This window comes from Paracoccus beibuensis (genome assembly GCF_026162625.1).
GTDB lineage: Bacteria > Pseudomonadota > Alphaproteobacteria > Rhodobacterales > Rhodobacteraceae > Paracoccus > Paracoccus beibuensis.
In genome coordinates this window covers 22,913-48,726 of sequence record NZ_JAOTBD010000021.1, presented here as the reverse complement: position 1 = coordinate 48,726, position 25,814 = coordinate 22,913, and the positions used below count along the sequence as shown (strand labels likewise).

The following is a 25,814-nucleotide window of genomic DNA, read 5'->3' as shown; positions in this document are numbered from 1 at the left end:
GTGCATCCCCGCGAAGGCTGCGCGGCCTGCAACCGCAGGCGCCCCTCTGCGTTGGTGACGACGCCACAGCCATTCCGCCACCCTGAAAGCCCGAGGCCCCCATGGACCGTCCCGTCAGATACTCGCCCGATCTCGAACACCTGGCCGAAGACGAGGCCGAGACCATAGACGACCTCAACCGCACGCTGGACCAGATCCTGTCCACCGTGGCCGAGGACGAAGGGCACGCCTATCGCTCGGTCCACGCCAAAAGCCACGGGTTGCTCGAAGCCACCGTGACCGTGCCCCCGGACCTTCCACCGGAATTCGCGCAGGGCATCTTTGCGCGGCCCGGTCGGCACGACGCGATCATGCGCCTGTCGACCAACCCGGGCGACCTGCTGGATGACAGCGTGTCCGTCCCGCGGGGGCTGGCGCTCAAGGTGCTGAACGTCGAGGGGCCGCGGCTGGAGGGGTCCGAGGGCGACAGTTCGCAGGATTTCGTGATGGTGAACGGGCCGGCATTCTCGGCGCCCGATGCCAAGACGTTTCTGGGCAGCCTGAAGCTTTTGGCGAAAACCACGGATCGGGCGGAATGGGCGAAGAAGGCCCTGTCTGCGGTTCTGCGCGGCGCCGAAAAGGGGCTGAAGGCCACGGTCGGTCCCAGCCCGACGCTGGAGACGCTTGGCGGCGCCCCGAACGTGCACCCGTTGGGAGAGACCTATTACACCCAGACGCCCTACAGGTTCGGGGATCACGTCGCCAAGCTGCAACTGGTCCCTGTCTCGCCCCGGCTGACGGCACTGACGGGGGCCGAGATCGACACGAGCGGTCGTCCCGACGCCATCCGGGAAGAGATCACCAAAGCGATGCGGGCGGGCGAGGCGCTCTGGGAACTGCGGGTCCAGCTGTGCCTGGACCTCGACCGGCAGCCAATCGAGGATCCGTCCGTCGTCTGGGACGAGGTCGAGGCCCCGTTCGTGACCGTCGCCACCGTCGGGGCCGCCGCGCAGCCGACATGGTCAAGGGATCGCGCCAGCGCCGTTGATGACGGCATGCGGTTCGGTCCCTGGATCGGCATCGAGGCGCACAGGCCGCTGGGGTCGGTCAACCGTGCCCGTCGCCAGACCTATCGCCATTCGGCCCAGTTTCGCGAACGCTTCAACGGCTGCCCGATCCACGACCCGAAGATGGCGAAGCTGCCGTAGCCTCGCCCGCGTTGCCCCACTTCGCCGAGGCTGCGGCGAAATCAGCGTTCTCTGCGGCGGTTTCTGCCGCGCTCAGGCCCTCGCTGGCGGCCCGCCAGGCTGCGCGGATGGACCGCACGCCTGCGGCCGCGCCGCCCGGATGGCCGTGGATTCCGCCGCCGCCCAGGTACATCAGGTCAAGCGTTTGCCCCGTCCGGCGCCAGGTCTCGAACGCCTGGCCGCCCCATTGTCCCGAACAGACCACCGGCAGCGCCCGGTCCCGGTCCGAGAAGATGGGCGTCGTCACATCGGCGAAGGATTGCACGAAGCTGTCGTCGCCTTCCCAGTATTTCGCGCCGATGCCGTTGATCTGGAACTGGTCGACCCCCAGCAGCCGCCAGATTTTCTGATACGGGCGAAAGTCCCAACCGAGACCCGGATGTCGGGTCAGGATGTCCCAGCCGTTGCGATGCGCGTGCAGGCAGAGGCCCGACCGCTTGCGCAGGAAGGCCATCCCGCCGATCCCGATCGAGTTGATGTTGATGACCGCCGCGTTGCCGCCGGCCCCCAGAACGTGGTCATGGTTTCGCATCATCACGTCCGGGTCCGCGGCCGAGATGCCGAAGGCATACATCACCCGCTTGCCCGTCCGGTCGGCATGGCGTTCGATGACCGGCATGATCGCGTCCACCCGCGCCTGCAGCGGCGCATAGGCGGGGCCCATCATCTTCTCGTCATCCTTGATGAAGTCGACGCCGGCGTCGCAGAGCGTCTGCACGACGGCGGCCGTCTCTGCCGGGGTCAGGCCAAGAGAGGGCTTGATGATCGACGCGATGATCGGCCCCTGCGCCACGCCAGTCAGTGTGCGGGACCCCTCGATGCCGAACTGCGGGCCGGGATAGCTGGCGAACTCGGGCGGCAGGGCAATATCCAGGATGCGGATGCCGCTGATGCCGCGCGCCGCGAAGACGCCGCCCAGGGTGACGGTCATGACCGCCGCCAGGTCGACGCCGATCGATTCCAGCGGATAGGCGACCACCACCCGCGCCCGTCGGAACGGCCCTGTCTGGTCGGGTTGGGGCAGTGCTGGCTGCCGTGCGGGTTCAAGCGCCTCGACGCTTTCGACGCGGGCGGCGTGGCGGGCGCGCACGGCCTCGGTTTCGCCGGGCAGTTCAGTGAACGTGCCCGTGGACTGGTCGGCGGCGATCTTGGCGGCCATGGCCTCGGGGTCGCCGGGGGTTTCAATCAGGTAGGTGACGCGGATCATCGAGACGCTCATGCCGCGGCCCTTTCGCGGCGCGGGCCGCCGCCGTCGCGGATCCAACCGAAATAATCCTCGGATCCCATCTGCCCGCCCTTCAGCGCGATCTCCAGCCCGTCGTGGGTGCCGTCGCCATGGCCCTCGCAGAGCGCCGCCCCCGGAATGGTGGGCGCCTTTGCGACCAGCGCCGACAGGCCCAGTTGCCGCATCGCATGGCCCGACGTATCGCCGCCCGAGATGACCGCACGGCGGATGCCCGACCCGCGCAGCACCGCGTCCAGGACGCGGCCCAGCCCCTCGCCGATGCGCTGGTTGGCCGAGGTCGGGGTCATGCCGCTTGCGGCAAGAGCATCGCGAAAGGCCGCGACCTGCGGCCCGGCCGTTCCCGCGGCCGAATGAACCAGCGGGCTGGCGCCCCGCGCGGCAGTCGCCAAAGCCCCACGTGCAACGCGACCAACCTCGGTCGCAAGGTCGGCGTCGCTTCCGCAGGCGGCACGGGCATCAAAGGGCAGCAGGTCGAAGCCGTTCCGCCCCGCCCAGTCCAGCTGCGAAGCGGTCACCGGTGAGACCGATCCCGAGACCGCCGCGATCTGCGCCACGGCTCCCGCCGAACCAGCGGGCTGCGGCGCAGGGATCAGACCGATGTCCTGCCAGTGTCGAATCAGAGCGTATTCGATCCCCTGGCTGCCGGCGACCAGACCCATCCGCTGGCGGTTCAGCCAGAGGAGCCGACCGGCAGCGGCCTCGCTGGCCGCGTCCATGCAGTCGATCGACAGGATGCGCGCGCCGCCCGCCACGACCTGCCGCAGCCGCGCCTGCGGATCGGCGGCCAAGGCCTCGAGGTCGATCAGGGCTCCGGGCAGCGATGTCTGCGCCGACAGGTGGGCCAGCAGGTCGGCCTCGGCCATGGGGGTGACGGGGTGATGGGCCATCACCGGATGGCGGTCCAGCCGGAAGACGCCGCCCGGCGCGCCCGCGAAAAGGTGCCCGAAGGCCTGGTACCGCCGCATCGCCGGCGCGGCAGTCAGCAGCGGCACCGCATCGGCGGGGCGCACCGTCAGCCCGACCTCGATCGCCTTGCCGATCGAGCCCATCCCGGGCGCGGAATCGAAGGTCGAACAGATTTTGTAATGGAGCAGCGCCGGGTTCAATCCCTGCAGGAACCGAAACAGATCCGGCAGCGTCGCCGCCATCCCGACAGGGTCCAGCGTGCGTGCCGTCGTGGCAATGCCAATCCCGCGCACGCCCGCGAACCGCTGCAGCAGAACAGGCGATGGCAGGTCGGTGAACAGCACCGCGGGCAGGCCCGCGAACTGCAGCACCTCCATCACGGCGGCCGATCCGGTAAAATCATCCCCCAGCCAGGCGACCCAAGGCTCTGACATCCGGCTCCTCCGTTCCGCTTGACATGTGACTTTATTTATCATCTCATCATACCAGTATCAAGTCCGGATTAGGAAACGAAAAGATGACCAAGGTGGCTCTGCTTGGGGCAGGCGGCAAGATGGGTGTGCGTCTGGCGACCAACCTGGCGAAGACCGATTTCGACGTGGCGCATGTCGAGGTCGGGGAGGCCGGCCGCGCCCGCCTGCGTGACGAGCTAGGCGTCGAATGCATCGACCAGAACGCGGCGCTCGAGGGTGCCGAAGTTGTCATTCTCGCCGTCCCCGACACCGTGATCGGGAAAGTCGCCGCAGCGGTGGTGCCGACGCTTGCGCCCGGCACCATGGTCGTGGTGCTGGACGCGGCGGCGCCCTTCGCGGGCCATCTGCCGGAACGCGACGATGTCACCTACTTCGTGACCCACCCCTGCCACCCGCCGATCTTCAATGATGAAGACACGCCCGAAGGCCGCGCCGACCATTTCGGCGGCGTTGCGGCGAAGCAGGGCGTGGTCAATGCGCTGATGCAGGGTCCGCGCGAACATTATCAGCTTGGCGACCGGGTCGCCCGCGCAATCTATGCCCCCGTCACCCGCAGCTATGAAGTCACGGTGAAGCAGATGGCGATGCTGGAGCCGGGACTGTCGGAGACCGTCTGCGCCTCGCTTCTGTCGGTGATGCGCGAGGCGCTGGACGAAACCGTGCGCCGCAGCGGCGTCAGCCATGAATGCGCTCGTGACTTCCTGCTGGGCCACATGAACATCCTGGGCGCAGTGCTGTTCGAAGAGCGGGAGGGGGCGTTTTCCGATGCCTGCAACAAGGCCATCGAGTTTGGCAAGCCGATGCTGATGCGCGACGACTGGAAGCGTGTCTTCGAATGGGACGAGATCGCCGCCAGCATCGAGCGGATCACCTGACGGCTGGAACGTCACCTCATCATACCTGTTGACATGAAGGTCATTCACAGCCACCGTCGAGGAACGTCAAGGGGCTCAGCAGCCCGCTGACCAAGGGAGGGAAAACATGAAACTGAACCGCCGGCTGATGATCTCGGCCTTCGGACTGTCCCTGGCTATTGCCATGCCAGGGTTCGCATCCGCCGAGGGGCTGATCGCCATCATCACCCCCAGCCACGACAACCCGTTCTTCAAGGCCGAGGCCGTGGGCGCCGAAGCGCGCGCCAAGGAGTTGGGCTACGAGACGGTCGTGATGGTGCATGACGACGACCCCAACAAGCAGTCGGAGCTGTTCGGCACCGCCATCGCGCGCGGCGCAGCGGCCATCATCCTGGACAATGCCGGCGCCGACGCCACCGTCGCCGCCGTCCAGCGTGCCAAGGATGCGGGCATCCCGTCATTCCTGATCGACCGCGAGATCAAGGAGTCCGGCATCGCCGTCAGCCAGATCGTGTCGAACAACTATCAGGGCGCGCAGCTGGGCGCCGAGGAGTTCGTCAAGCTGATGGGCGAAGAGGGCCAGTATGCCGAGCTTCTGGGCCGCGAGGCGGACACCAACGCGGGCATCCGGTCCTCGGGCTATCACGACATCATCGACCAGTATCCCGACATGGAGATGGTCGCCCAGCAGACCGCCAACTGGTCCCAGACCGAGGCCTATACGGTGATGGAGACGATGCTGCAGGCCCATCCCGACATCAAGGGCGTGATCTCGGGCAACGACACCATGGCGATGGGTGCCTGGGCCGCGCTGGAGGCCGCGGGCCGGACCGACGTGATGGTGGTGGGCTTCGACGGCTCGAACGACGTGCGCGACTCCATCAAGGCGGGCGGCATCAAGGCCACCGTGCTGCAGCCCGCATATCGGCAGGCGCAGCTGGCGGTCGAACAGGCCGACCAGTACCTCAAGACCGGCTCGACCGGGGTCGAGGAAAAGCAGCTGATGGACTGCGTGCTGATCAACGGCGACAACGCCGAGCAGCTGGAAACCTTCGCGCTGAGCGAATGACGCCCAAGGACCCGGTGCGCCGGGTCCCTTTTTCCAGGAGCGATGGATGACCCCTGCAAGAACCGCCCTTGTGGCCGGTGCGCTGGCCTGTGCCCTGCTGCCCGGCTGCAAGATCGTGCCGAACCCCGATCCCGAAAGCGACGCGGCCGCAGCGCCCATGGATGACGACCAGCGCATGGCGCTGCAGGCGGCCCAGATCTTCGACGAGCGTCTGCCGGCCTATGTGCAGGACCATGTCGTCGATGCCGCCACCCTGCGGGCCGCGCTGGCCGATGGGCTGGACACCGCCGGGACAGCCCACGGCATCCGCCCTGGGTCCGAAGGCAGCCCCTGGAACTTTGTCCTGCGGGCCGAGGGGCAGGTGGTCGAGGCCGACCGCGAATCCCGCGCGGCCAGCATGGTGCTGGACAGCAACGGCGACGGGCAGGGCGACCTGACCGTGCAGCTTGGGCCGGTGATCCGCGGCACGGCGCTGCGCGACGCGCTGGACTTCCTGATCTTCACCGACTTCCGCGACCAGATCGAATTCGCCAAGTTGGCCCGTGCCCTGAACGATCAGGCCCACCAGCGGCTGGCCCTGCCCGAAGGCAATCTTGTCGGCCGCAGCTTCACCGTCGAAGGCGCGATGACGCTGCCCTCGGTGGACGAGCCCTGGGTCGTGGTGCCGATTGCCCTGTCAGAGGTCGCGCCATGACGGTGGGCCTGCAGATCCGCGGCGGCACCAAGGTCTATCCCGGCACCAAGGCGCTGAAGTCGGTCGATTTCGACCTGCACATGGGCGCGGTCAACGTGCTGATCGGCGAGAACGGTGCTGGAAAATCCACGATGATGAAGGTCATCGCGGGCGTCGAGCAGCTGACCCAGGGCCGCATCCTGATGGACGGCGCCGAGGTCCATTTCAACGGCCCCGACGACGCCCGCCGCCACGGCATCGGCATCGTGTTTCAGGAGCTGAACCTGTTCCCGAACCTGACGGTGGCGGAAAACATTTTCATGGGCCGCGAACGCACCCGGGCCGGCGTCGACATCGACATGGCCGCGCAGCGCCGCGAGACCCGGGCGCTGATGGCGCGGCTGGAACAGGACATCGACCCGGACACGCTGCTGGGCGACCTGCGCGTCGGCCAGCAGCAGATCGTCGAGATCGCGAAAAGCCTGGCGCAGCATGCCCGCATCCTGATTCTGGACGAACCGACCAGCGCCCTGTCCGCCGCCGAGGTCGAGATCCTGTTCCGCGTCATCGACGACCTGCGCCGTCAGGGCGTGGGCATCGTCTATATCTCTCACCGGCTTGAAGAACTGCTGCGGATCGGCGACCACATCACGGTCCTGCGCGACGGGCGCATCACCGGTGCCCGCACCATGGACGGCGTTGATCTGCCCTGGATCGTGGAAAGCATGATCGGAGAAGCCAGCAAGGATTACGCCAAGGCCACCGACCACCCCTTCGGCCCCGAGGTCTTCCGCGCCGAGGAGGTCTGCCTGCCCCGCGCGGGCGGCATGGTCGTCGACCATGTCAGCCTGTCACTGCGCGCCGGAGAGATCCTGGGCATCTATGGCCTGATGGGCGCCGGCCGGACCGAGTTCCTGGAATGCGTCATCGGCCGCCATCCCCATGCCACCGGCCGCATGTTCGTCGAGGACCGCCCGCTGAAATCGCGCAGCGTCGCGGGGCGCATCGCCCAGGGCATCGCCCTGATCCCCGAGGATCGCAAGAATGACGGTCTTGTCCAGATCCTCTCGATTCGCGAGAACATGACCCTCTCCTCGCTGGACCGCGTCACCACCGGCATTCACATGAATCTGGGCGCCGAGCGTCGCACCGTGGCCGATTTCGTGCGCCGCCTGACGGTCAAGATCGCCTCGATGGAAAACCCGGTCTCCAGCCTGTCGGGCGGCAACCAGCAGAAGGTCGTCATCGGCAAGGCCCTGATGACCAAGCCCCGCGTGCTGCTGATGGACGAGCCGTCGCGCGGCATCGACATCGGCGCCAAGGCCGAGGTGTTCCGCGTCATGCGCGACCTGGCCGCCGAGGGGCTGGGGATCATCTTCGTCACCTCCGACCTGGAGGAGCTGATGGCCCTGTCGGACCGCATCGTCGTCATGTCGAACGGCCGCGTCACCGGCCGGTTCGACCGCAAGGACGCCACCGAGACCCTTGTGGTCGCCGCATCGGCCAAGGGCCATGCCCTTCACCAAAAGGAGCCCGCCGCATGAGCGACGTCGCAACCCCGGCCCGCAGCGGCCCGTCATCCACGCAGGCGCTGCTGGTGCTGCTGAAGGCGCGGACTTTCATCGCGCTGATCCTGGTCTTTGCCTTCTTCGCCTTTGCCGCGCCGAACTTCCTGTCCACGGCGAACATGGTGATCATGTCCAAGCACGTGGCGCTGAACGCCTTTCTGGCCATCGGGATGACCTTCGTGATCATCTCGGGCGGGATCGACCTGTCGGTGGGCTCGATCGTCGGGCTGTGCGGGATGGTCGCGGGCTGGCTGATCCTGAACGGCATCGACGTCGGGCTCGGCTGGTCGATCCAGTTCAACACGGTCGAGATATGCCTGATCGTCATGGTCGTCGGCATCGCCATCGGTGCCGTCAACGGCGTTCTGATCACGCGGCTGAATGTCGCGCCTTTCATCGCGACGCTTGGCACGCTTTACGTCTGCCGGGGCGCGGCGATGCTGTTTTCGGACGGGCGCACATTCCCGAACCTGACCGGCAATGCCGAATACGGCTCCGACAGCTTTCGCCTGATCGGGGCCGGGACGTTCCTGGGGCTGCCGGTCTCCATCTGGATGCTGATCGCCGTGGCGGTGGTCGCCGCCTATGTCGCGCGCCGCACGCCGCTTGGTCGCTATATCTACGCGGTCGGCGGGAACGAACGCGGTGCGGCGCTGTCGGGTGTCCGGGTCAACTGGATCAAGATGTTCGTGTACATGTTCAGCGGGCTGTGCGCGGCGCTGGTCGGTCTGATCATCTCGTCGCAGCTGGTCGCGGCGCACCCCGCCACGGGCCAGTCGTTCGAGCTGAACGCCATTGCCGCAGCGGTGCTTGGCGGCACCTCGATGTCGGGCGGGCGGGGACGGATCGGCGGCACCATCGTCGGCGCCTTCGTGATCGGCGTGCTGTCGGACGGCCTGGTGATGATGGGCGTGTCGTCCTTCTGGCAGACGGTCATCAAGGGCCTTGTCATCATCGCCGCGGTCGTGGTCGATCAGGCGCAGCAGAAACTTCAGGCCCGCGTCGCGCTGCAGGCCGAGGCAGGAGCGTAAGGATGAAGGTTGCCCTGATCGGTTGCGGCTTTTTCGCCCAGAACCAGATGCATGCCTGGCAGTCCATCGAGGGCGTTACCGTCACCGCCGTCTGCGACCCGGACGAGGGGCGCCGGCAGGCAACGGCCGAACGTTTTGGCATCGCCCGCAGCTATGCCGATGCCGACGACATGCTGGCGGCCGAGGATCTGGACATCGTGGACATCGCCACGACCGTCGCCTCGCACCGCCCGCTGGTCGAGGCGGCGGCGCGGGCGGGCGTCCATGCCATTTGCCAGAAACCCTTTGCCGAGACGATGGACGATGCCCGCGCCATGGTCACCGCGATGCAGGATGCGGGCCGCGTCCTGATGGTGCACGAGAACTTCCGCTGGCAATCTGCCGTCCGCGCCGCCATCGACGCCTTGCGCAGCGGCGCCATCGGCCGGCCGTTCTTCGGGCGCGTCAGCTTCCGGTCAGGCTATGACGTGTTCTCGGGTCAGCCCTATCTGGCCACGGATGAACGCTTCATCATCCAGGACTTGGGCATCCACATCCTGGACATCGCCCGCGCGCTCTTCGGCGACGTGACGCGCCTGTCGGCCAGCACCGCGCGGATCAACCCGGCGATCCGCGGAGAGGACGTGGCGACGATGCTGCTGGACCACGCATCCGGCGTGACCTCGATCGTGGACTGTTCCTATGCCACCCGCCGGACGCCCGAGACCTTCCCCGAGACGCTGCTGGAGATCGACGGCGACAAGGGAACGCTGCGGCTGGACGCGGGCTACCGCCTGATCATTCAGCGTGACGGAGAGGATGCGCGCGACGTCGCCCCGCCGCTGCTGCCCTGGGCCGAGCGGCCCTGGCACAACATCCAGGAAAGCGTCCAGATCATCCAGCAGCACTTCGTCGACTGCCTGCGCGAGGGGCGCGAGCCCGAAACATCGGGGCGCGACAACCTTCGGACGCTGGCACTTGTAGAGGCCGCGTATGCCTCGGCCCGCGACGGAAGCCGGATCGAAATGGCATGACGGACCTGCGCGCGCTTTACGGCACGGACGAGCCCCCGCGCGCGGGCCGCCGCCTGACCTGCGGCCCGGCCGAGGTCACGCTGGAGGACGGCCAGCTGCGCCACCTGCGCATCGACGGGCACGAGGCGATCCGCAGCATCGCCTTTCTGGTCCGCGACAGCGACTGGGGCACCGTCCCTGCCCGCATCAGCGATCTGCGTATCGAGGAAACCGGTCCGAGGACTCGCGTCACCTATCGCGCCACGTTCGACATGGGTGAACGGCTGGTGGCCGACGTCACGCTGCTGCTGACCGCAAGCGGCTGCGACGCGACAGCATCCGCCGTGTCCAAGGGCGAGGTCCTGACGAACCGCGCGGGGTTCACCGTCCTCCATCCGATCAACGGCGTGGCGGGCGCCCCGGTGCAGGTCGATCACCCGGACGGCGGCCGGACCAATGGCCATTTCCCCGACCTGATCGCCCCATGGCAGCCGTTCATGGACATCGCGGCGCTGACGCATCAGGCCGGCCCGTGGCGCGTCTCCTGCCGCTTCGCGGGCGACGTCTTCGAGATGGAGGACCAGCGCCAATGGGGCGACGCGTCCTTCAAGACCTACAACCGCCCGCTGGCCCTGCCGTGGCCCTATGCGCTGCCCGATGGTGCGCGGCTGGAGCAGGCGGTCAGCATCCGCTGGCAACATCAGGACGCAACGCGCCCCGCCGCACCACCTGTAGAACCGCGCCCCGCCCGGTTTCCGCAAACTGCCCTGCTGATCACCGCCGCCGACGCTGTCCGAGCCGCAGGCGACCCCAGCCACCTGCACCGCATCGCGCCGCAGCGGTTGCTCTGCCACCTCGACGCCAGCGCGGGCAACATCGCCGCCGACCTGCGCAGCTTTGCCGCCCTGCAGGCGCAGGCGATGCAGATCGTCTTCGACCTGGAGCTTGTGGCTGCCTGCCCGCCGGACGGCGACCTGGAGGCCGAGTTCAAGGCTTATGCCGACGCGCTGACAGCATCCGGATTGCGGGCAGCGTCCGTCATGGTCACGCCGGCGGTGGATCGGCAATCGACCCCGCCGGGGTCCGACTGGCCGCCCTGTCCGCCGCTGAGGCAGATCCATGCCGCCGCACGCATGGCCTTCCCGGACCTGCCCCTGGGCGGTGGCGTTGCCAGCTTCTTTCCCGAACTGAACCGCAAACGACCCCCGGTCGAGATGCTGGACTTCGTGACCCACGGCTTCTGCCCCATCGTCCATGCCGCAGACGACGTGTCGGTCATCGAGACGCTGGAGACGGTGCCGCACATCCTGACTTCGGGCCGGGTGATCGCGGGGGCGGCGGAATACCGGCTTGGCCCCTCGACCATTGCCATGCGCCAGAACCCCTATGGCAGCCGCACGATCCCGAACCCGGACCGCCTGCGCACACCCATGGCGGCTGAAGACCCGCGCCAGGACGGCACCTTTGCCGCGGCCTGGACCTGCGGACTGGCCACCGCCCTGGCGCCGTCGGAGCTGGCTGTCTGGACGCCTGCATCGCTCTACGGTCCGCGGGGCCTGGTCAGGGATGACGGCAGCTTGCGTCCCGTTGCGGCCGTGGTCGCCGCGCTTTCGGGCCTGGCGGGTGCGACCGTCGGGCAGGCAACCATCCGGGACGGCTTGGCAACGCTGGAGCTGGCGGACTACGCGATGGTGACGAACCTGCTTCCCCGCTCGGCGCCGTTACCCGATGGCGGCACGCTGGATGCCTTCGAATGGCGCGAACGAATTGCCTCCGGCCCCGACTGCGCCTAGGGCTTGATCGACCAAACGGTGGAGCCGCGATGAAGAAGGATGACCCGGCCGTCGGCGCCGACAGGATCGTGCGGCGCAAGCTGTCCGACCAGGTGTTCGAGCGTCTGCGCGAGATGATGGCCAGCGGAGAGCTGCCCCCCGGCTCGCCCATGCCGTCCGAACGCGACCTGATGGAGCGGTTCGGCGTTGGCCGTCCCGCCGTGCGCGAGGCGTTGCAGCACATGCACACGATGGGGTTGATCACGATCAGCCACGGCGAACGCAGCCGCGTGAACGAACTGAGCGCGGGCAGCGTCCTCAGCCGTGTCGACGACGTGGCGCGGATGCTGCTGTCGTCGGAACCCGGCCAGCTGGAGCATCTGAAAGAGGCGCGCCGCATGTTCGAAAGCGGCCTTGTCCGCGTCGCGGCCGAGAATGCCTCGACCCGCGATCTGGCCGACCTGCGCCAGCTGATCGCGCGCCAGCGCGCCTGCGTCGGCGATGCCGAGGAGTTCGTGACGCTGGACATCGCCTTTCACGGCCGCATCGCCGCGGTGTCGGCAAACCCGATCCTGATGGCGACAAGTCAGGCCATGCTGCGCTGGCTGTTCCGTTATCACGGTGTCCTGCTGCACTGGTCCGGCAACGAGGACATCACGCTGAGCGAGCATGACCACATCGTAGACCTGATCGAGGCCCGCGACGCCGATGGCGCCGTGGCCGCGATGCAGGCGCACCTGGACCGTTCAAACGCGCTCTATGCCCACCGCAACGGCCGCTAGGGTTTGGTTGCTGACCTGACAGTCCTCGTGTCAGGTCGGCAGGTCCATCTTAAGGTGCCAGCCCGACCGGGACTGGGGGTGCAGGAACCGGTATGCTTGAGCGATGCCGTCAAGACCGATCTTCTCCGACGCGCAACCGCCGGCAATCGCCTCGTCCACCTTGTCGCCAGCGATCCCGCCGTCGATGACGACATGGCCGACATGGATGCCGTCGGAGCCGTCCTTGGCCAGAGCCGTCGCAAGGTTCCTCAGCCCATCAATCGGATTCGAACGCACCATAGTTGGCCGGGCCATGCAGCGATGCGCTGCCATCTGTGAAGATCACGCTGCGCGACCGGTCGAGGTCGCCGCCGCACCCATGCGTTGCACGGCCTCTTGGGCACAGGGGAAGCCGCCGAAACAGGCCAGCCTCCAGCAGGAGTCGAGATAGGCCGCACCGAGGTCGATGATGCGGCCGCTGACAACCTCGGCCATTTCGAAAAGCACTATCACCTGCGCCTCGTCGGTGGCATCCGCCACCGCGACCGCGACCCTTCTGCGCTCAAGGGTGGCGGCCGCCACGACGTCACCCAGCTTGTCTGCGGTCGGCAACCCGGACGTGGTGCCCCTCGGCGGCAAAGCGGCGGCAGAGGCTGCCGCCTTACCTCCCCTCGGACCCGACCCGGAGGTTGATCGTGTTCCTTGACCCGCATTCCCTTCTTGTGGTGAAAGATGACGGGGTGCACCGGGCAACGGTCGAGGCGGCGTCAGGCGTGGCGCAGCTCGATCATCTCGCAGCGCGGCGTCTCGTAGCGGAGCGGTGTCCGCTCGACCTCGACCCAGTCCGCGGGGTTCAGCCGGGGGAACCATGCATCCGCACCGTCGACCGTCACGTCGACTTGAGTCAGCAGGATGCGGTCGGCATGGGGCAGCATCTGGTCATAGATCTCGGCCCCGCCGATGCAGAAGACCTGCCGGTCGGGATCGGCCCAGATCAGCCGCAGCGCCGCGTTCATGTCCAGCCACGGTACGCCGGCCCCCGGGTCGGGCTGACGGGACAGAACGACGTTGTCGCGCCCCGGCAGGGGCTTTCGCGGCAGGCTGTCCCAGGTCTTGCGGCCCATGATGACGGTGTTGCCCGTCGTCATGCGCTTGAAGAAGGCCATGTCCTCGGGCAGGTGCCAGGGGATCGTGTTGTTCCGGCCGATGGCGCGGTTGCGGTCCATGGCGGCGATCAGGGTCAGCATCGGCAGCTCCTTCAGACGGCGACGGGGGCCTTGATGGCAGGATGGGGGTCGTACCCCTCAAGCACGAAGTCGTCGTAGCGAAAGTCCAGAATGTCGCTCACCTGCCGCGCAAAGCGCATCCGGGGCAGCGGCCTGGGCGTCCGGGTCAGCTGTTCGCGCACCTGGTCCACGTGGTTGGCATAGATATGCGCGTCGCCGATGTGGTGGATGAACTCTCCGGGCTGGTACCCCGACACATGCGCCAGCATCAGCATCAGCAGCGCATAGCTGGCGATGTTGAAGGGCACGCCCAGGAACATGTCGCCCGACCGCTGATAGAGGATCAGGTTCAGCTTCCCGTCCAGGATCAGGACGTGCCATAGCGTGTGGCAGGGCGGCAGGGCCATCCGCGACAAGTCGCGCGGGTTCCAGCCGCTGACGATCAGCCGGCGGCTGTCAGGCTGTTCTCGGATCATCCGCACCAGGTTCAGGATCTGGTCGCTTTCCGGGCGCATCGCCTCGTCCGCGGCCAGGCCGAAGCGGCGCCACTGGTGGCCGTAGACGGGGCCCAGGTCGCCGTTCTTGTCGGCCCACTCGTCCCATATAGTGACGCCGTTCTGCTGCAGGTAGGCGACGTTGGTGTCGCCGGACAGGAACCACAGCAGCTCGTGGATGATCGACTTGAGGTGCACGCGCTTGGTCGTGACCAGCGGAAAGCCCCGCGACAGATCGAAGCGCATCGACCGCCCGATGCTGCGCAAAGTCCCCGTCCCCGTCCGGTCGGTCGAGGCAACGCCATGCGCCATCACGTGCCGCAGCTCGTCGAGATATTCCTGCATGCCACTTTCCCTCTGCGCCGACTGGTCGCGACAGCACCTAGCGGCTGCGCAGCCCGATGTGAAGTCTGGCGGGCCGATATCGTGTGGCTCGTCGCGGGCGGCCGCTTATCGCGCGATCTTCTGAAATACCGAATTCTTCAGGCGCTGCGCGAGGGGCGACAGAGGGCGGCGGCGCAGGTTCAGCATATAGTATGGCGGAACCCGGATGCCGCGTCCGATGCTCAGCCGGGTGAACCGTGCGCCGACCAGCGGACCAGTCAGCAACTGCGCCACCTCTGCTGACAAGGGCGCGATGGCATCGCTTTGCGCCAGATAGGAAATGGTAAAGAGCAGCGACGGGCTGTTCACCACGTTCCGCGGCTCTGGGAGGCCCTCGGTGGCAAAGGCATCCAGCGTCGCCTGGCGGATCGGCGCACCCCGCTGCTGCATGATCCATTCCTGCCCGGCCAGTGCCGCGAACTCCACCGGGGCCGCCCCGACAAGGGGATGCCCGGACCTGACAAGGAACGTCACCTCCTCGTCCCGCATGGGGTGGATGACGAAATCGCGGCTGTCGAATTCGGGCAGGATGCGGGCCAGCACGAAGTCCATGTCTCCGGCCGTCAGGTGGCTGAGCAACTCGCGCGAAGGCATGACGTCGACGGTGACGTCCGCCTCGGGCGCGTGCTGCTTGACCTCGCGGATCGCGGCGACCAGGTAGTCGACCGCAGGGCCGGTGACCGCGCCTACGCGGACCGATCCGGCAAGACCGCTGGTCAGCGCGCCCACGTCCGCGGCCATGCCCTGCATCTCGTGTAGAATGACGCCGCCGCGGCGCAGGACGTTCAGCCCGATCTCGGTCGGGGCCATGCCCTTGGGCTGGCGCAGGAACAGCGCGGCGCCCAGTTGGCGCTCGGTCTCGGCCAGCATGCGGGACGCGGCGGGCTGGGTCAGGCCGCAGGTCAGTGCCGCCTGCTGCAGCTGGCCACTTTCCGCTATCTCGAGGATCAGCCGCAGCTGCGCAGGCTTCAGCATCAGCCGTGAGTGGCCTAAGGACATATCGGTTTCGCTATGCAGGTTGCGGTTTAAGTCAATTTACCATCATGTCACCGCCTTGCTAGGGTAAAACATGCCCTCGGGAGAGGCGCCCGACGGATCGGCGGCAGAGGACCGCCCTGGGAGGAGTGACATGACACTGAAATCGACGGCCGTCGCGCTTGCGATCGGCGTTTCCTGGCTTGCGACCGGCGCAATGTCCGAGACCATCGGCATCTCGATGCCGACCAAGTCCTCGGCCCGCTGGATCGACGACGGCAACAACATGGTCAAACAGTTCCAGGAAGCGGGCTACGACACCGACCTGCAATATGCCGAGGATGACATCCCCAACCAGCTGGCCCAGGTCGAGAACATGATCACCAAGGGCGTCGACGTCCTGGTGATCGCCGCCATCGACGGCACGACCCTGTCGAACGCGCTGGCCAACGCGGCCGCGTCCGACATCAAGGTGATCGCCTATGACCGGCTGATCCGCGATACGGGGGACGTCGACTACTACGCGACCTTCGACAATTTCAAGGTCGGCGTCGAGCAGGCGAATTCGCTGGTGAAGGGCCTGGAGGAACGCTTTCCCGACCAGCAGCCGTGGAATGTCGAGTTGTTCGGCGGCAGCCCCGACGACAACAACGCCTATTTCTTCTATGACGGCGCGATGTCCGTCCTCCAGCCGCTGATCGATGAGGGCAAGATCGCCGTCCCGTCGGGCCAGACGGGCATGGACACGGTCGGCACCTTGCGGTGGGACGGCGCGGTGGCGCAGTCGCGGATGGATAACCTTCTGTCGGCCAACTACACCGACCAGCAGGTGCATGGCGTGCTGTCGCCCTATGACGGGCTGTCCATCGGCATCCTGTCGTCGCTGAAGGGGGTCGGCTATGGCTCGGGCGACATGGAGATGCCCATCGTGACCGGCCAGGACGCCGAGGTGCAGTCGGTCAAGTCGATCCTGGCCGACGAACAGTACTCGACCGTCTTCAAGGACACGCGCGAACTGGCCCGCGTCACCGTCGGCATGGTCGACGCGATGCTCAAGGGCGGAGAGCCCGAGATCAACGACACCGAGACCTATGACAACGGCGTCAAGGTGGTGCCGTCCTATCTGCTGGAGCCGGTGCCGGTCGACAAGTCGAACTGGCAGGAAGTGCTGGTCGACAGCGGCTACTACAGCGCCGACCAGATCCAGTAAGGTCACGGGCCGTCCGCGAAGGGCGGCCCCCGAAAGGAATCGGCCATGACCGCGCTTCTTGAAATGCGCCGCATCAGCAAGACCTTTCCGGGCGTCAAGGCACTGGACGATGTCAGCCTGGAGGTGCGCGAGGGCGAGATCCACGCCATCTGCGGCGAAAACGGCGCGGGCAAGTCCACGCTGATGAAGGTGCTGTCGGGCGTCTATCCGACGGGCAGCTATGACGGGCAGATCGTCTTCGACGGCCAGGTCGTCGATTTCCGCACCATCCGCGACAGCGAGGATCGCGGCATCATCATCATCCATCAGGAACTGGCGCTGGTGCCGCAGCTGACGATTGCGGAAAACATCTTCCTGGGCAACGAACGCGCCACCCGCGGCGTCATCGACTGGCCCCAGACCTTCAGCCAGACCGAGGCGCTGCTGGCCAAGGTCGGCCTGCGCGCCACGCCCGGCCAACTGGTCGACAGCCTGGGCGTCGGCCAGCAACAGCTGGTGGAGATCGCCAAGGCGCTGTCCAAGAACGTGCGCCTGCTGATCCTGGACGAACCCACCGCCGCGCTGTCGGAAAGCGACAGTCAGGCGCTTCTGGACCTGCTGCTGGAGCTGAAGGGCCAAGGCGTGACCAGCATCATCATCAGCCACAAGCTGAACGAGGTCCGCCGCGTGGCCGACAACGTGACGGTGATCCGAGACGGTGCCTCGATCAGCACCATCGATGCGCGGGCGGGCGAGCTGACCGAGGACCGGATCGTCCGCGACATGGTCGGCCGCGACATGGCGAACCGCTATCCCGAACGCGAACGTCGCGCAGGCAGTGTGGTGTTCGAGCTGAAGAACTGGAACGTCTGGCACCGCGACCACCGCGACCGCCAGATGATCCGCGACCTGTCGATGACCGTCAGGGCAGGAGAGGTCGTGGGCATCGCCGGCTTGATGGGTTCGGGTCGGACGGAACTGGCGATGAGCGTCTTCGGCGAAAGCTGGGGGCGCGGCATATCGGGCCAAGCCCTTATGCATGGGCAGCCGGTCGACCTTTCGACCGTGGACCGCGCCATCAAGGCAGGCCTCGCCTACGTGACCGAGGACCGAAAGACACTGGGCCTGATCCTGGACGAGACCATCCGCCGCAACACCGTGCTGGCGAACCTCGATGCCGTGGCAACCCGCGGCGTCGTGGACGAGGCGCGTGAAACCGACGTGGCCGAGGGATACCGCCGCACGCTGCGCATCCGCACGCCCTCGGTCTTTCAGAAGGTGATGAACCTTTCGGGCGGGAACCAGCAGAAGGTCGTGCTGTCCAAGTGGCTGTTCACTAACCCCGAGGTGCTGATCCTGGACGAACCGACGCGCGGCATCGACGTGGGCGCGAAATACGAAATCTACAGCATCATCAACGACCTCAGCCGTGAAGGTAAGGCCGTCATCATGATCTCCTCGGAAATGCCAGAACTGCTGGGCATGTGCGACCGGATCTACGTGATGAATGAAGGCCGCTTCGTCGGAGAGCTGGAGGGCCAACAAGCCAGCCAGGAAGCGATCATGTCGCTGATCGTCAGGGAATAGGAAGGGGCACCGGTGGAACAGACCGAACGCGCGCCGGGCATCGGCATCGGCGACTATATCACCAAGCATATCCGCGAATATGGCCTGCTGTTCGCGCTGATCGCGATCATGGCCTTCTTTCAGGTCGTGACCGGGGGCGTGCTGCTGCGGCCGGTGAACATCACCAACCTGTTCCTGCAGAACAGCTATATCATCATCATGGCGCTTGGCATGCTGCTGGTGATCGTCAGCGGCCATATCGACCTGTCGGTGGGGTCGGTCATGGGCTTCATCGGCGCATTGGCGGCGGTGATGATCGTCAGCTGGGGCCTGCCGGTCTGGTTGGCCGGTGCCGCCTGCCTTGTGGCGGGCATCGCCATCGGCGCGGTGCAGGGCTATTTTGTCGCCTACTGGAAGATCCCCTCGTTCATCGTCACGCTGGCCGGGATGCTGGTCTTTCGCGGGCTGTCGCTGTGGCTGCTGGCCGGCCAGTCGATCGGGCCCTTCCCGAACAGCTTCCAGCTGCTGTCCACGGGCTTCATCCCCGACCTCTTCGGCATCGGCCGGCCCAATGGCGTGGCACTGGCGTTGGGCGTGGCCGCCGTCCTGCTGATCGTCTGGCAGGGGATGCGCACCCGCGCCCGCAACGCCCGCTACGGGATCGAGGACGAGCCCTTCGGCCTGTTCATCCTGCGCAACGCCATCGTCGCCGCCGCGCTGCTGTTCGTGACGTGGAAGCTGGCGTGGTTCCGCGGACTGCCGAACGTCCTGCTGTCGATGGTGATCCTGACGGTCGTCTATGTTTTCCTGACCGAGCGAACGACCATCGGCCGCCGCGTCTATGCGGTCGGCGGAAACGCCAAGGCCGCCAAGCTGTCCGGCATCCGGACCGAGCGTCTGACGTTTCTGGTCTTCGTGAACATGGGCCTGCTGGCGGCCCTGGCCGGGCTGATCTTCGCGGCCCGCCTGAACACCGCCACCCCCAAGGCCGGCTTCGCTGTCGAGCTGGACGTCATCGCCGCCGTCTTCATCGGCGGGGCGTCCATGTCCGGGGGCGTGGGCAAGATCGTGGGTGCCGTCGTCGGTGCCTTCATCATGGGCGTGATGAACAACGGAATGTCGATCATGGGGATCGGCATCGACTATCAGCAGGTCATCAAGGGCCTGGTGCTGCTGGCCGCCGTCGTCTTCGACGTCTACAACAAGAACCGAGAGGCCTGAGCATGTGGCTGTCCCAACTGACCCTCCCCGACGGCACCCGCGCCGTCGCCGCCCGCACCGGTGAAACCGCTCACCTGGTGCCCGGTGCCACCTCGACCCGCGATCTGGCGCTGGACGCGCTGGAGAGTGGCCGCAGCCTTGCCGCCGAGGTCGAGACCCGCGGCCAGCGCGAGGCCGTCGATCTTGTGGCCGCATTGCAAGACGGGCGCCTGCTGCTGCCGCTGGACCATCCAGATCCCGCGCATCTGCACCTGACCGGCACCGGACTGACGCATCTGGGATCGGCCGCGACCCGTGACGCGATGCACCAGGGCGCGACCGAGAACATGACCGACAGCATGAAGATGTTCCGCATGGGCCTGGACGGCGGCAAGCCGGCGGCAGGGCAGGTCGGTGCGCAGCCCGAGTGGTTTTACAAAGGCAACGGTTATGCTGCCGTGGCGCCCGGTGCCGCCCTCGCTTCGCCCGGCTTCGCCGAGGATGCGGGAGAAGAGCCTGAGATTGCCGGCCTCTATTTGATCGCGCCTGACGGGCGCCCCGTGCGGCTTGGCTTCGCGCTGGCCAACGAATTTTCCGACCACGTGACGGAACGCGGCAACTACCTGTGGCTTGCGCATTCCAAGCTGCGCCCCGCCAGCTTCGGCCCCGAGATGCGGGTGGGCGACCTGCCTGCGCATGTCGAGGGCACCAGCCGCCTGATCCGCGACGGCAAGACGGTCTGGGAAAAGCCCTTCCTGTCCGGAGAAGCGAACATGTCCCACAGCCTCGCGAACCTGGAACACCATCACTTCAAGTACGACCTGTTCCGGCAGCCGGGCGACGTGCATGTGCATTTCTTCGGCACCGCGACCCTGTCCTTCGCCGACGGGATCACCGCGCAGAACGGCGACACCTTCCAGATCGAATGCGCCGATTTCGGCCTGCCGCTGCGGAACCCCCTGATGCAACACGATGCCGACCCGGCCCCGGTCGCGGTCGCAGCCCTTTAAGGTCCGACGATGAGCTTTACCCCCGCCCCCTGGCCCCGGAAACTGCGTTCTCAGGAATGGTACGGCGGCACCTCCCGCGACACGATCTATCATCGAGGGTGGATGAAGAACCAGGGCTATCCACATGATCTCTTTGACGGAAGGCCGATCATCGGCATCCTGAACACTTGGTCAGAACTGACGCCCTGCAACGGTCACCTGAGGGAGCTGGCCGAGAAGGTGAAGGCGGGTATCTGGGAGGCCGGCGGCTTTCCCGTGGAGGTGCCGGTCTTTTCGGCATCGGAGAACACGTTCCGCCCGTCCGCGATGATGTTCCGCAACCTCGCTGCCCTGGCGATCGAGGAAACCATCCGTGGGCAGCCGATGGACGGGGCCGTCCTGCTGGTCGGCTGCGACAAGACCACGCCCAGCCTGATGATGGCTGCGGCATCCTGCGACATCCCCTCGATCGTCGTGACCGGCGGGCCGATGCTGAACGGATATTTCCGTGGTGAACGGGTAGGTTCCGGCACACATCTCTGGAAATTCTCGGAAGCCGTGAAGGCCGGAGAGATGACCCAGGACGAGTTCCTCGAGGCCGAGGCGTCGATGTCCAGGTCCTCGGGGACCTGCAACACGATGGGCACGGCCAGCACCATGGCCTCGATGGCCGAAGCGCTTGGCATGGCGCTGTCGGGCAATGCCGCGATCCCCGCCGTGGACAGCCGCCGCCGGGTGATGGCGCAACTGTCCGGGCGACGCATCGTGCAGATGGTCAAGGACGACTTGAAGCCTTCCGACATCATGACGCGCCAAGCATTCGAAAACGCGATTCGCGTCAACGGTGCCGTGGGCGGGTCTACGAACGGGGTCATCCACCTGCTGGCCATGGCGGGGCGCGTGGGCGTCGACATCACGCTGGACGACTGGGACCGGCTTGGCCGCGACGTCGCGACCATCGTGAACCTGATGCCTTCGGGGAAATACCTGATGGAGGAATTCTTCTATGCCGGCGGCCTGCCGGTCGTCATCAAGCGGCTGGCCGAGGCCGGGCAGCTGCACAAGGACGCCCTGACCGTCAGCGGCACCACTATCTGGGACGAGGTCAAGGACGTCGTCAACTGGAACGAGGACGTGATCCGCCCCGCCGACAACCCCTTGACCGCGCAGGGCGGTATCGCGGTGCTGCGCGGCAATCTGGCGCCGTCGGGCGCGGTGCTGAAGCCGTCCGCCGCCAGCCCGCACCTGCTGGTCCATCGCGGCCGCGCCGTCGTCTTCGAGGATATCGACGACTACAAGGCGAAGATCGAGGATGAGATGCTGGACATCGACGAAACCTGCGTCATGGTCCTGAAGAACTGCGGTCCCAGGGGCTATCCCGGCATGGCCGAGGTGGGCAACATGGGCCTGCCGCCCAAGGTGCTGCGCAAGGGCATCACCGACATGGTCCGGATCAGCGACGCCCGCATGTCCGGCACGGCCTATGGCACCGTGGTCCTGCACACCTCGCCCGAAGCCGCGGCAGGCGGCCCGCTGGCGGTGGTGCAGGACGGCGACATCATCGAGCTGGACGTCCCGAACCGCCGCCTGCACCTGGCGATCAGCGATGCCGAACTGGCCAGCCGGCTGGCGCAGTGGCAGCCTCTGCCCGACCAGCCGACCAGCGGCTATGCTTGGCTGCACCAGCAGCACGTCATGGGCGCGGATACCGGGGCGGACATGGACTTCCTGAAGGGATGCCGGGGCAACCCGGTCGGAAAGGACAGCCACTGATGCAGATCGCGCTTGTCGGCATCGGAAAGATCGCGCTGGACCAGCACGTTCCTGCGCTGAAGGCCAGCTCCGACTGGACGCTGGCGGCCACGGTCTCGCGCCATGGGACGGTGGAGGGGGTTCCCTCCTTCACCGGCATCGAGGACATGCTGGCCGCCCATCCCGATGTGCGGGCCGTCAGCCTTTGCCTGCCGCCGGTGCCGCGCTTTGCCGCTGCTCAGGCCGTGCTGCGGGCGGGGCGGCACCTGATGCTGGAAAAGCCGCCGGGTGCCACCCTGTCCGAGGTTCACGCCCTTCAGGACATGGCGCGGGCGTCCGGCGTCACGATCTTCGCGACCTGGCATTCGCGGATGGCGCTCGGCGTCGCGGCGGCGAAGGCGTGGCTGGCGGAACGCCCTGTCCGCAGCGGCCGGATCACCTGGCGCGAGGACGTGCGCAAGTGGCATCCCGGCCAGGACTGGATCTTCGAGGCGGGCGGCATGGGCGTCTTCGATCCCGGCATCAACGCCCTGTCGATCCTGACCGAGATCCTGCCCGCCCCTGTCCACCTGACCGGGGCCGAGCTTGACGTGCCCGCCAATCGCCAAGCCCCCATCGCCGCCCGCATGTCGCTGAGCAGGGGGATCGAGGTCGACTTGGATTTCCGTCAGGAAGGTCCGCAGACCTGGGACATCGAGCTGCAGACCGACGCTGGCACCCTGTCCCTGCGCATGGGCGGCAACGTGCTGGAAATCGCCGGTCAGCCGGTCGAGGGGCAGGACGACATCATGCAGGAATACCCCGCGCTCTACACCCGCATGGCGCAGCTGGTGCGTGACGGGGCGTCGGATGCCGACCTGTCGCCGATGGTGCTGGTCGCCGATGCGTTCACGCTGGGGCGGCGGAACGTCGTCGAGCCGTTCGAATTCTGAGAGGGACCCCATGAACCAGCATATCCATGGACAGCACCTGATCGGCGGCGACTGGACCGGGGGTGAGACCAGCTTCCGGTCCCTGCCCGCCAGCGGGGCGGCGCGGGATTATGCCTCGGGGACGGCGGCGCTGGTGGACCGCGCGGCGCAGGCGGCAGAGGCGGCCTTCGCGAATTATACGGCAACGACACGGCAGGCGCGGGCTGACTTCTTGGACACCATTGCAGATCAGATCGATGCCCGCGCCGACGCGATCACCCGCACGGGCGCCGAAGAAACCGGGCTGCCGGAGGCCCGGCTGCAAGGCGAGCGCGGCCGCACGACTGGTCAGCTGCGCCTGTTCGCGAACCACATCCGAACGGGCGGCTACCTTGATCGCCGTCACGACCCGGCGCTGCCCGACCGCCAGCCGCTGCCGCGCCCCGACCTGCGGATGATGCAGCGCCCCCTCGGACCAGTGGCCGTCTTCGGCGCCTCGAACTTCCCCTTGGCCTTTTCGACCGCCGGGGGCGACACGGCCGCCGCGTTGGCCGCCGGATGCCCTGTCGTGGTCAAGGGACACCCCGCCCATCCCGGCACCGGCCAGATCGTAGCCGAGGCGGTAGACGCCGCCATCCGCAGCTGCGCCATGCCAGCGGGCGTCTTTTCCTTCATCCATGGCGATACGCACGAGGTCGGGCAGGCGCTGGTCCAGCACCCGCTGATCAAGGCCGTGGGCTTTACCGGCAGCCTGCGCGGGGGGCGCGCGCTTTTCGATCTGTGTGCGCAGCGGCCCGAGCCGATCCCCTTCTTCGGAGAGCTGGGCAGCATCAACCCGTGCTTCGTGCTGCCACAGGCACTGGCCGCGCGGGGTCCGGAAGTCGCGCAGGGCTGGACCGCTAGCCTGACCATGGGCGCGGGACAGTTCTGCACCAACCCAGGCCTGCTGATCCTGCACCAGGACCGGACCGATGCCTTTGTGGCCGCTGCCAAGGCGGCGCTTCAGGATGCGCCTGCGCAGGTGATGCTGTCGGATGGTATCGCAGAGGCCTATCGCACAGGTGTCGCACGCGTCGGCGAGCGGGCCGAAGCCGTCGTTCATGACCGGGCGGACGGGCGCGAGGCGCGGCCCAGCCTCTTTCTCTGCACCGCCGAGGATTATCTGGCCGACCATGCGCTTGGCGAAGAAGTCTTCGGCCCGCTTGGCCTGATCGTCACCGTCGCGTCCGACGACGCGATGCTGGCGCTGGCAAACGGTCTGGAAGGGCAGCTGACCGCCACCCTGCAGATGGACGACGCGGATGCCGGCCTTGCCCGGCGGCTGCTGCCCGTTCTGGAACGCAAGGCCGGGCGCGTCCTCGCCAATGGCTGGCCCACCGGGGTCGAGGTCGCCGATGCGATGGTGCATGGCGGCCCCTATCCGGCTTCGACCAATTTCGGCGCCACAAGCGTCGGAACGCTGGCAATCCGGCGCTTTATGCGACCGGTCTGCTATCAGAACATCCCCGACGCGTTGCTGCCAGGGGATCTGCGCGACTGACGGAGGAAGGTCGTGAAACCGAACCAAGGGAGGAAGAAAATGACACGGAAGACATTGATGATGACGGCGGCGGCGCTGGCGGTCTCGGCAACCTCGGCCATGGCCGAGGGCGAGGTGGTCGGCTTTTCGCAGATCGGCTCGGAATCAGGGTGGCGCGCGGCGGAAACCACGCTGACCCGCCAGCAGGCCGAGGAGCGCGGGATCGAGCTTCAGTTCTCGGACGCGCAGCAGCGGCAGGAAAATCAGATCGCCGCCATCCGGTCCTTCATCGCGCAGGGCGTGGACGCGATCCTGCTGGCGCCGGTCGTGGCGACCGGCTGGGATTCGGTCCTGCAAGAGGCGCAGGAGGCCGAGATCCCCGTCGTGCTGCTGGACCGGCAGGTGGACAGTGCCGATGACCTCTACCTGACAGCCGTGGGGTCCGACCTGGTACACGAGGGCGAAGTGGCCGGCCAGTGGCTGGTCGACGAGGTTGCCGGAGAGGAATGCCGCGTGGTCGAGCTGCAGGGCACGACCGGATCGAGCCCCGCCATCGACCGCAAGACCGGGTTCGAGAACGCCATCGAGGGCCACGACAACATCGAGATCGTGCGCAGCCAGACCGGCGACTTCACCCGTGCGCAGGGGAAGGAGGTCATGGAGAGCTTCCTGCAGGCCGAAAGTGGCGGCCAGGAAATCTGCGCACTTTACGCCCATAACGACGACATGGCCGTGGGCGCCATCCAGGCCGTCAAGGAAGCCGGCCTGAAGCCGGGCGAGGACATCCTGATCGTTTCGATCGACGCGGTGCCCGACATCTTCCAGGCCATGGCCGCCGGAGAGGCCAATGCCACGGTCGAGCTGACCCCCAACATGGCCGGACCCGCCTTCGACGCTCTGGCGGCCTATTGGGCCGACGGCACAACTCCCGAGAAGTTCATTCAGACGGAATCGAAGTTGTTCACCCAAGCCGATGATCCGCAGGGCGAATACGATCGTCGCAAGGGCCTGGGCTACTGACGGACGGCGGCTGGGGCG

24 protein-coding genes are annotated in these 25,814 nt (G+C 67.0%); 17 read left to right on the top strand and 7 right to left on the bottom strand.

Annotated elements, in window-relative coordinates:
• Positions 1 to 101: 101 nt before the first annotated feature.
• Positions 102 to 1,187 carry a catalase family protein gene (locus OC159_RS13145; RefSeq protein ID WP_265501633.1) on the top strand — a complete coding sequence of 362 codons (1,086 nt, stop codon included), beginning with the start codon at positions 102 to 104 and terminating at the stop codon, positions 1,185 to 1,187.
• Here the strand turns inward: OC159_RS13145 and oiaX are convergent.
• The gene (oiaX, locus tag OC159_RS13140) at positions 1,141 to 2,445 is read right to left on the bottom strand and encodes a 3-oxo-isoapionate-4-phosphate decarboxylase OiaX (protein WP_265501632.1); all 1,305 of its coding nucleotides are present in this window, start codon (positions 2,443 to 2,445) and stop codon (positions 1,141 to 1,143) included. The two genes, OC159_RS13145 and oiaX, sit on opposite strands and share 47 nt — an antisense overlap.
• A complete protein-coding gene (locus OC159_RS13135; RefSeq protein ID WP_265501631.1) occupies positions 2,442 to 3,812 on the bottom strand; it encodes a four-carbon acid sugar kinase family protein in 1,371 nt (456 codons plus the stop codon). Before OC159_RS13135 ends, oiaX begins: the two co-directional genes overlap by 4 nt.
• Before the next feature lie 83 nt (positions 3,813 to 3,895).
• On the opposite strand from OC159_RS13135, the gene OC159_RS13130 reads away from it, so the two are divergent.
• The 8 genes from OC159_RS13130 to OC159_RS13095 all read left to right on the top strand — a co-directional run bounded on the left by OC159_RS13130 (position 3,896) and on the right by OC159_RS13095 (position 12,592).
• On the top strand, positions 3,896 to 4,726 hold the full coding sequence (locus OC159_RS13130; RefSeq protein WP_265501630.1) for a phosphogluconate dehydrogenase C-terminal domain-containing protein: 831 nt from the start codon (positions 3,896 to 3,898) through the stop codon (positions 4,724 to 4,726).
• Positions 4,727 to 4,832: 106 nt separating this feature from the next.
• On the top strand, positions 4,833 to 5,774 hold the full coding sequence (locus OC159_RS13125) for a D-ribose ABC transporter substrate-binding protein (protein WP_265501629.1): 942 nt from the start codon (positions 4,833 to 4,835) through the stop codon (positions 5,772 to 5,774).
• Positions 5,775 to 5,820: 46 nt separating this feature from the next.
• Entirely contained in the window at positions 5,821 to 6,468 is a 648-nt protein-coding gene (locus OC159_RS13120) for a DUF2291 family protein (protein WP_265501628.1), read from the top strand.
• Positions 6,465 to 7,991, top strand: a complete 1,527-nt coding sequence (locus OC159_RS13115) for a sugar ABC transporter ATP-binding protein (RefSeq protein ID WP_265501627.1) — start codon at positions 6,465 to 6,467, stop codon at positions 7,989 to 7,991. Before OC159_RS13120 ends, OC159_RS13115 begins: the two co-directional genes overlap by 4 nt.
• Positions 7,988 to 9,046 (top strand): ABC transporter permease, encoded by a 1,059-nt coding sequence (locus tag OC159_RS13110; RefSeq protein ID WP_265501626.1) that lies wholly within the window; start codon positions 7,988 to 7,990, stop codon positions 9,044 to 9,046. The genes OC159_RS13115 and OC159_RS13110 overlap by 4 nt, the downstream gene beginning before the upstream one ends.
• Positions 9,047 to 9,048: 2 nt before the next feature.
• Positions 9,049 to 10,059, top strand: coding sequence for a Gfo/Idh/MocA family protein (locus OC159_RS13105; RefSeq protein WP_265501625.1), 1,011 nt, complete (start codon positions 9,049 to 9,051; stop codon positions 10,057 to 10,059).
• On the top strand, positions 10,056 to 11,831 hold the full coding sequence (locus OC159_RS13100) for a hypothetical protein (RefSeq protein ID WP_265501624.1): 1,776 nt from the start codon (positions 10,056 to 10,058) through the stop codon (positions 11,829 to 11,831). Before OC159_RS13105 ends, OC159_RS13100 begins: the two co-directional genes overlap by 4 nt.
• 29 nt (positions 11,832 to 11,860) lie before the next feature.
• Positions 11,861 to 12,592 carry a transcriptional regulator NanR gene (locus OC159_RS13095; protein ID WP_265501623.1) on the top strand — a complete coding sequence of 244 codons (732 nt, stop codon included), beginning with the start codon at positions 11,861 to 11,863 and terminating at the stop codon, positions 12,590 to 12,592.
• A 30-nt stretch (positions 12,593 to 12,622) separates the two neighbouring features.
• Here OC159_RS13095 and OC159_RS13090 read toward each other — a convergent pair whose 3' ends face one another.
• The 5 genes from OC159_RS13090 to OC159_RS13070 form a co-directional block, all read right to left on the bottom strand.
• Entirely contained in the window at positions 12,623 to 12,868 is a 246-nt protein-coding gene (locus tag OC159_RS13090) for a Rossmann-fold NAD(P)-binding domain-containing protein (protein WP_265501622.1), read from the bottom strand.
• 45 nt (positions 12,869 to 12,913) lie between these two features.
• Positions 12,914 to 13,183: a Rossmann-fold NAD(P)-binding domain-containing protein gene (locus tag OC159_RS13085; RefSeq protein ID WP_265501621.1), complete on the bottom strand. Its 270-nt coding sequence runs from the start codon at positions 13,181 to 13,183 to the stop codon at positions 12,914 to 12,916.
• A 155-nt stretch (positions 13,184 to 13,338) separates the two neighbouring features.
• Positions 13,339 to 13,818: a dihydrofolate reductase gene (locus tag OC159_RS13080; protein WP_265501620.1), complete on the bottom strand. Its 480-nt coding sequence runs from the start codon at positions 13,816 to 13,818 to the stop codon at positions 13,339 to 13,341.
• A gap of 11 nt (positions 13,819 to 13,829) precedes the next feature.
• Positions 13,830 to 14,636 carry a thymidylate synthase gene (locus tag OC159_RS13075; protein WP_265501619.1) on the bottom strand — a complete coding sequence of 269 codons (807 nt, stop codon included), beginning with the start codon at positions 14,634 to 14,636 and terminating at the stop codon, positions 13,830 to 13,832.
• A gap of 105 nt (positions 14,637 to 14,741) precedes the next feature.
• On the bottom strand, positions 14,742 to 15,650 hold the full coding sequence (locus OC159_RS13070) for a LysR family transcriptional regulator (protein WP_265501618.1): 909 nt from the start codon (positions 15,648 to 15,650) through the stop codon (positions 14,742 to 14,744).
• Between the two features lie 154 nt (positions 15,651 to 15,804).
• On the opposite strand from OC159_RS13070, the gene chvE reads away from it, so the two are divergent.
• From chvE to ytfQ, 8 genes are read left to right on the top strand one after another with little or no spacing between them, the layout of a single operon-like run.
• The gene (chvE, locus tag OC159_RS13065) at positions 15,805 to 16,860 is read left to right on the top strand and encodes a multiple monosaccharide ABC transporter substrate-binding protein (RefSeq protein ID WP_322626729.1); all 1,056 of its coding nucleotides are present in this window, start codon (positions 15,805 to 15,807) and stop codon (positions 16,858 to 16,860) included.
• A 45-nt stretch (positions 16,861 to 16,905) separates the two neighbouring features.
• Positions 16,906 to 18,426 (top strand): multiple monosaccharide ABC transporter ATP-binding protein, encoded by a 1,521-nt coding sequence (gene mmsA, locus OC159_RS13060; protein ID WP_265501617.1) that lies wholly within the window; start codon positions 16,906 to 16,908, stop codon positions 18,424 to 18,426.
• 12 nt (positions 18,427 to 18,438) lie between these two features.
• A complete protein-coding gene (gene mmsB, locus OC159_RS13055; RefSeq protein ID WP_265501616.1) occupies positions 18,439 to 19,626 on the top strand; it encodes a multiple monosaccharide ABC transporter permease in 1,188 nt (395 codons plus the stop codon).
• Positions 19,627 to 19,628: 2 nt separating this feature from the next.
• On the top strand, positions 19,629 to 20,615 hold the full coding sequence (gene araD1, locus OC159_RS13050; protein ID WP_265501615.1) for an AraD1 family protein: 987 nt from the start codon (positions 19,629 to 19,631) through the stop codon (positions 20,613 to 20,615).
• A 9-nt stretch (positions 20,616 to 20,624) separates the two neighbouring features.
• The gene (gene araD, locus OC159_RS13045; protein WP_265501614.1) at positions 20,625 to 22,367 is read left to right on the top strand and encodes an L-arabinonate dehydratase; all 1,743 of its coding nucleotides are present in this window, start codon (positions 20,625 to 20,627) and stop codon (positions 22,365 to 22,367) included.
• Entirely contained in the window at positions 22,367 to 23,278 is a 912-nt protein-coding gene (locus OC159_RS13040; RefSeq protein ID WP_265501613.1) for a Gfo/Idh/MocA family protein, read from the top strand. Before araD ends, OC159_RS13040 begins: the two co-directional genes overlap by 1 nt.
• Positions 23,279 to 23,288: 10 nt before the next feature.
• Positions 23,289 to 24,797 (top strand): aldehyde dehydrogenase (NADP(+)), encoded by a 1,509-nt coding sequence (locus OC159_RS13035; RefSeq protein WP_265501612.1) that lies wholly within the window; start codon positions 23,289 to 23,291, stop codon positions 24,795 to 24,797.
• 39 nt (positions 24,798 to 24,836) lie between these two features.
• The gene (ytfQ, locus tag OC159_RS13030) at positions 24,837 to 25,796 is read left to right on the top strand and encodes a galactofuranose ABC transporter, galactofuranose-binding protein YtfQ (protein ID WP_265501611.1); all 960 of its coding nucleotides are present in this window, start codon (positions 24,837 to 24,839) and stop codon (positions 25,794 to 25,796) included.
• The last annotated feature ends 18 nt before the right edge of the window (positions 25,797 to 25,814 follow it).

What these genes read in the sequence shown, in the direction of transcription:
- OC159_RS13145 (WP_265501633.1), top strand. Translation starts at nt 102, where the DNA reads ATGGACCGTCCCGTCAGATACTCGCCCGATCTCGAACACCTGGCCGAA.
- oiaX (WP_265501632.1), bottom strand. Translation starts at nt 2,445, where the DNA reads ATGAGCGTCTCGATGATCCGCGTCACCTACCTGATTGAAACCCCCGGC.
- OC159_RS13135 (WP_265501631.1), bottom strand. Translation starts at nt 3,812, where the DNA reads ATGTCAGAGCCTTGGGTCGCCTGGCTGGGGGATGATTTTACCGGATCG.
- OC159_RS13130 (WP_265501630.1), top strand. Translation starts at nt 3,896, where the DNA reads ATGACCAAGGTGGCTCTGCTTGGGGCAGGCGGCAAGATGGGTGTGCGT.
- OC159_RS13125 (WP_265501629.1), top strand. Translation starts at nt 4,833, where the DNA reads ATGAAACTGAACCGCCGGCTGATGATCTCGGCCTTCGGACTGTCCCTG.
- OC159_RS13120 (WP_265501628.1), top strand. Translation starts at nt 5,821, where the DNA reads ATGACCCCTGCAAGAACCGCCCTTGTGGCCGGTGCGCTGGCCTGTGCC.
- OC159_RS13115 (WP_265501627.1), top strand. Translation starts at nt 6,465, where the DNA reads ATGACGGTGGGCCTGCAGATCCGCGGCGGCACCAAGGTCTATCCCGGC.
- OC159_RS13110 (WP_265501626.1), top strand. Translation starts at nt 7,988, where the DNA reads ATGAGCGACGTCGCAACCCCGGCCCGCAGCGGCCCGTCATCCACGCAG.
- OC159_RS13105 (WP_265501625.1), top strand. Translation starts at nt 9,049, where the DNA reads ATGAAGGTTGCCCTGATCGGTTGCGGCTTTTTCGCCCAGAACCAGATG.
- OC159_RS13100 (WP_265501624.1), top strand. Translation starts at nt 10,056, where the DNA reads ATGACGGACCTGCGCGCGCTTTACGGCACGGACGAGCCCCCGCGCGCG.
- OC159_RS13095 (WP_265501623.1), top strand. Translation starts at nt 11,861, where the DNA reads ATGAAGAAGGATGACCCGGCCGTCGGCGCCGACAGGATCGTGCGGCGC.
- OC159_RS13080 (WP_265501620.1), bottom strand. Translation starts at nt 13,818, where the DNA reads ATGCTGACCCTGATCGCCGCCATGGACCGCAACCGCGCCATCGGCCGG.
- OC159_RS13075 (WP_265501619.1), bottom strand. Translation starts at nt 14,636, where the DNA reads ATGCAGGAATATCTCGACGAGCTGCGGCACGTGATGGCGCATGGCGTT.
- OC159_RS13070 (WP_265501618.1), bottom strand. Translation starts at nt 15,650, where the DNA reads ATGCTGAAGCCTGCGCAGCTGCGGCTGATCCTCGAGATAGCGGAAAGT.
- chvE (WP_322626729.1), top strand. Translation starts at nt 15,805, where the DNA reads ATGACACTGAAATCGACGGCCGTCGCGCTTGCGATCGGCGTTTCCTGG.
- mmsA (WP_265501617.1), top strand. Translation starts at nt 16,906, where the DNA reads ATGACCGCGCTTCTTGAAATGCGCCGCATCAGCAAGACCTTTCCGGGC.
- araD1 (WP_265501615.1), top strand. Translation starts at nt 19,629, where the DNA reads ATGTGGCTGTCCCAACTGACCCTCCCCGACGGCACCCGCGCCGTCGCC.
- araD (WP_265501614.1), top strand. Translation starts at nt 20,625, where the DNA reads ATGAGCTTTACCCCCGCCCCCTGGCCCCGGAAACTGCGTTCTCAGGAA.
- OC159_RS13040 (WP_265501613.1), top strand. Translation starts at nt 22,367, where the DNA reads ATGCAGATCGCGCTTGTCGGCATCGGAAAGATCGCGCTGGACCAGCAC.
- OC159_RS13035 (WP_265501612.1), top strand. Translation starts at nt 23,289, where the DNA reads ATGAACCAGCATATCCATGGACAGCACCTGATCGGCGGCGACTGGACC.
- ytfQ (WP_265501611.1), top strand. Translation starts at nt 24,837, where the DNA reads ATGACACGGAAGACATTGATGATGACGGCGGCGGCGCTGGCGGTCTCG.